This is a genomic window from Maribellus maritimus (assembly GCF_022267315.1).
Taxonomy (GTDB): Bacteria; Bacteroidota; Bacteroidia; order Bacteroidales; family Prolixibacteraceae; genus Draconibacterium; species Draconibacterium maritimum.
Genome location: NZ_JAIKLE010000097.1, coordinates 1 through 3850, shown reverse-complemented (window position 1 = coordinate 3850; position 3850 = coordinate 1). Strand labels below are relative to the sequence as shown.

5 protein-coding genes are annotated in these 3850 nt (G+C 39.5%); 2 read left to right on the top strand and 3 right to left on the bottom strand.

Annotation, left to right across the window (positions count from 1 at the left end; genetic code table 11):
* A partial coding sequence (locus K5G00_RS28935) for a TraM recognition domain-containing protein (RefSeq protein ID WP_238770010.1) occupies nt 1-1251 on the top strand: 1251 nt, incomplete at its 5' end.
* Between the two features lie 23 nt (nt 1252-1274).
* Here the strand turns inward: K5G00_RS28935 and K5G00_RS28930 are convergent.
* The 3 genes from K5G00_RS28930 to K5G00_RS28920 are packed head-to-tail and all read right to left on the bottom strand — an operon-like array spanning nt 1275 to nt 2821.
* Entirely contained in the window at nt 1275-2282 is a 1008-nt protein-coding gene (locus K5G00_RS28930; RefSeq protein WP_238770009.1) for a type II toxin-antitoxin system HipA family toxin, read from the bottom strand.
* Nucleotides 2279-2605 carry a HipA N-terminal domain-containing protein gene (locus tag K5G00_RS28925; protein WP_238770007.1) on the bottom strand — a complete coding sequence of 109 codons (327 nt, stop codon included), beginning with the start codon at nt 2603-2605 and terminating at the stop codon, nt 2279-2281. The genes K5G00_RS28930 and K5G00_RS28925 overlap by 4 nt, the downstream gene beginning before the upstream one ends.
* 3 nt (nt 2606-2608) lie before the next feature.
* Nucleotides 2609-2821: a helix-turn-helix domain-containing protein gene (locus K5G00_RS28920; protein ID WP_238770005.1), complete on the bottom strand. Its 213-nt coding sequence runs from the start codon at nt 2819-2821 to the stop codon at nt 2609-2611.
* A gap of 277 nt (nt 2822-3098) precedes the next feature.
* On the opposite strand from K5G00_RS28920, the gene K5G00_RS28915 reads away from it, so the two are divergent.
* Nucleotides 3099-3850, top strand: a 752-nt coding sequence (locus K5G00_RS28915) for a DUF4099 domain-containing protein (protein ID WP_238770003.1), incomplete at its 3' end; no start/stop codon positions are given.

Sequence of the window (3850 nt, the reverse complement as noted above, 5' to 3'; positions counted from 1 at the left end):
ATTATCGCGTACAATACTCTGATGAAAAACATCGATAAGTATGAACATCCGCCTAAATTCTACGTGATAAACTTTGATAATCCTGAACGGAGCCACCGGTGTAATCCAATCGCCCCGGAATTTATGACTGATATTGCCGATGCTTACGAATCGGCCTACACTATCATGCTGAACCTGAACAAAACATGGATTCAGAAACAAGGCGACTTTTTTGTGGAGTCTCCAATTATCCTTCTTACAGCTATTATCTGGTATCTGAAGATATACAAGAATGGAAAATACTGTACTTTTCCTCATGCCATCGAGTTCCTGAATAAAAAGTATGCGGATATTTTTACCATTCTCACGTCGTACCGGGAACTGGAAAATTATCTTTCTCCCTTTATCGATGCATGGGAAGGAGGTGCGCAGGACCAGTTACAGGGACAGATTGCAAGTGCAAAAATTCCGCTTTCACGAATGATTTCTCCGCAGTTATACTGGATAATGTCTGGAAATGATTTTACTTTGGATATCAATAATCCGAAAGAACCCAAAATCCTTTGCGTGGGAAATAATCCCGACAGACAAAATATCTATTCCGCAGCCCTTGGATTATACAATTCGCGGATTGTAAAACTGATAAATAAAAAGGGCCAGCTTAAAAGTTCTGTGATAATCGATGAACTTCCAACGATTTATTTCAGGGGACTGGACAACCTGATTGCAACTGCCCGGAGTAACAAGGTAGCCGTATGTTTGGGATTTCAGGATTTTTCGCAGTTAAACCGCGATTACGGCGACAAGGAAGCCAAGGTCGTGATGAATACAGTCGGAAATATTTTTAGTGGGCAGGTAGTTGGCGAAACGGCCAAGACATTATCGGAACGCTTTGGGAAGGTTCTTCAAAAACGGCAATCAATGACCATCAACCGGCAGGATAAATCCACTTCAATAAATACCCAGATGGATACTTTAATCCCTGCATCAAAAATCAGCAACCTCACACAGGGAGTTTTTGTCGGGGCTGTTTCTGACAATTTTGATGAACGTATCGAGCAAAAGATTTTTCATGCAGAAATTGTAGTTGATAATGAAAGAGTGGCGAAAGAAGCAGCCGCGTATAAGCCCATCCCTGTAATTACAAATTTTACTGATGAGGATGGCAAGAATCATTTACAGGATGAAATTGAATACAACTATCGGCGGATAAAAGATGAAACAGCACAAATTGTTTTAGATGAACTGGCTCGAATTAAGAGTGACGCCTAAACTGAAAGCATCACGATTCAATGTCATACTTTATTCAAATAATTTCTTTTGGTCTGATAATGTAATAAATAAGCACGTTTTGTTTTATCATTCAAAAAAGAACGATGGGTTAATTCCTCAACCATAGGTTGTCTTTGCAAATAGGGGGTAAGGATTTTATCCCTCCGTTTTTCATTTATCCCGAATCTTCGTGCCAGTTCCTGAAAATCGTGCAATCCGGGATGACTGCTTTTTTTCATTTCCTCCGATTTGAAACCATCGCTGAATAATCCTCCATCCAATGCAAAGTCTGAATCATCTACATGAATTCTTGTATTAAGCAAGTCATATGCCGGACTTAACACATAGTCTCCGCTGGGTGTTTCAATGAGTGAAAAGTTTTTCAAGTGTGCATCCCCGTTTGAAAACAGGAAGTTGAAAACAATTAACGAATACAATTTTTCGATTTCCACCCGCCAGGCAGGAACATATTTTTTCAGCAACTCACCCATAGCCTCATAGCTGTAATCATACTTGAAGTTATGCCCTGCATTTTCTTCCGTTTTCCCGGCGAGCGTTGCAAAGTCTTCCTTTCCCCATTTTGAGCCATCCTCTTTTACATCGAACCGTTTGGTGATGTATGCAGGTTCTCCGTTGCTGAAAAAAATCAGTGCATTTTCGGCTGTTTGCAAATCATATATTTGCCGGGCAATCTGCATGGTAAGATGTTCGTTTGCCGGAACCTGGTCAACACTTTTCACATCCCTGGGGATAGGCTTTAATATGTAAGTTCCCTGTTCTCCTTCTTCGGTTAGGCGTAATTTATTTTTGTCAAGCAGGAGCGATAACTTCTCCTGTACGCCGGATATGGAAATTCGTTTCCGGTTTTCTATAAATTTTTCAGCGTCTTCTTCATTGCTTTGCGGAGGTGCATACGGCAATACATGGCTCACTTTTCGTCCTTCAAAGACCCGTCTTAAACAGGCTGTACTGTAATTATAGAATCCTTCTGCTAATGTCCCCGGACAGTATTTTATTTCTGGTAAGCTCATTCTTTAATTTCTGAAATGGTTATTGCTCCAATGGTATCTGTTTTAGCTGTTGCCAGTAACAAACCAAAATAATCTTTTTCGTCAATCTTTAAATGTCGGGTTTGCAGTTGCCTGTTTACACCTTCCGACAGCATATTAAAAAAGAATGGAAACAAATATTCCGACTTGTAAACCTGTTGGCTTTTCGGCATGGTAAGGCTAATTGCCGGAAGCTCTCCGTTGGCAAACCAGTTGTCATCGTACCTAAATTCGTAATCATTGGTAGAAAATTGGGAGAGTGCCCCAACCAGTTTGCCATTTCTATAAACATTCGCTTTTCGCATTGCTTACAGTTTTGGTTGTTTTACTTCCAGTTTTAATTCCATTCCCAGGATATCAGCGATTTTATTCAATATCTCAACCGTTGGATTTGCCTGTCCCCGTTCAATTTTATACAATGTATTTATGCTGATACCTGCCATCTCAGCAAGGTCTGGCTGGGTAATCCTAAGTACCTTTCTTCTTTCCTTTATTTGCTCTCCTATTTCTGATGATGTCATTATAATGTGATTTTGAGGTGAAATTAAGTGTTTTATCTGATAAAAACAATATAAATCATATTTTAATGTGATTTCGCAGTGAATTCATGAGTTGTTATCAGTGTAATTATTGAAAATCACATTATAGTGTGAATATTTTGTTTTTAAAAGGGAAAAATTAATTAAAAATTAGAGCCAAACGCCACACCCATCCTCTCAACGCCAAATGCTGCCACATGTCCTGAATCAAGCGCAAACACTGATACATTAGCTTTTAAATCATTAAAAGAAATGTATCATGAAACAAGAAATCAATGACCAGGATGTATTACTGGTCAAAGAAAAAAACGAGAGTAAATTAAAAGTCGTTAAAGGTTTTGATGAAAACGGCAAGTTACAAACCGAACTTCCCAATCAGGCCAACGCCGCCAGCTTTTTAAAAATTGATAGGTTTGGAAGCCCGCTGGAAAACTTTTTCACCAATTTCCAGAGGCAATATAAAAACCCAACTGAATTCCAATTTTTCAGGGTACCAGCCAATTTGGTTGAAAAAACAGCCATTGTACTGGATAAGATGCTGCAAAATCCCGAAGTACCGTCCAACAAAGAAACACTAGACAAACATGAAGTCAAGCCGGAACAGTATCTTCAAAAAGAAGAAAAACAGGAAAAGCCTGCGAAACTGATTGATGAAAATAAGGTGGACTGGGCGCAACTGGAAAAGCTTGGAGTATCAAAAGATTTTCTGAAAAATACGAAAAACCTGGAGCCCATGTTGAATTTCCAGAAATCACCCGATTTAATCCCAATAACCATTAAAACCGATAACATGACCATCCGCACCGATGCACGGTTGGCATTTCGTCAGAATGAAGACGGAAACTTCAACGTTGCTGTCCATGCTGTTCGCAATAAACCTGAACTGGACCGCCCTTATTTTGGTATTACGCTAACTGACGAAGACAAAAATAACCTCTTACAGACCGGCAATGCAGGTCGCATACTCCATCCACAATACAAAGAAGGGGAAACAACACCTGTATTTCTTTC

Bases quoted from the DNA above. Each gene is read 5' to 3' on its own strand.
- K5G00_RS28930 (WP_238770009.1), bottom strand. From the start codon at position 2,282: ATGAGCTTACCAGAAATAAAATACTGTCCGGGGACATTAGCAGAAGGA.
- K5G00_RS28925 (WP_238770007.1), bottom strand. From the start codon at position 2,605: ATGCGAAAAGCGAATGTTTATAGAAATGGCAAACTGGTTGGGGCACTC.
- K5G00_RS28920 (WP_238770005.1), bottom strand. From the start codon at position 2,821: ATGACATCATCAGAAATAGGAGAGCAAATAAAGGAAAGAAGAAAGGTA.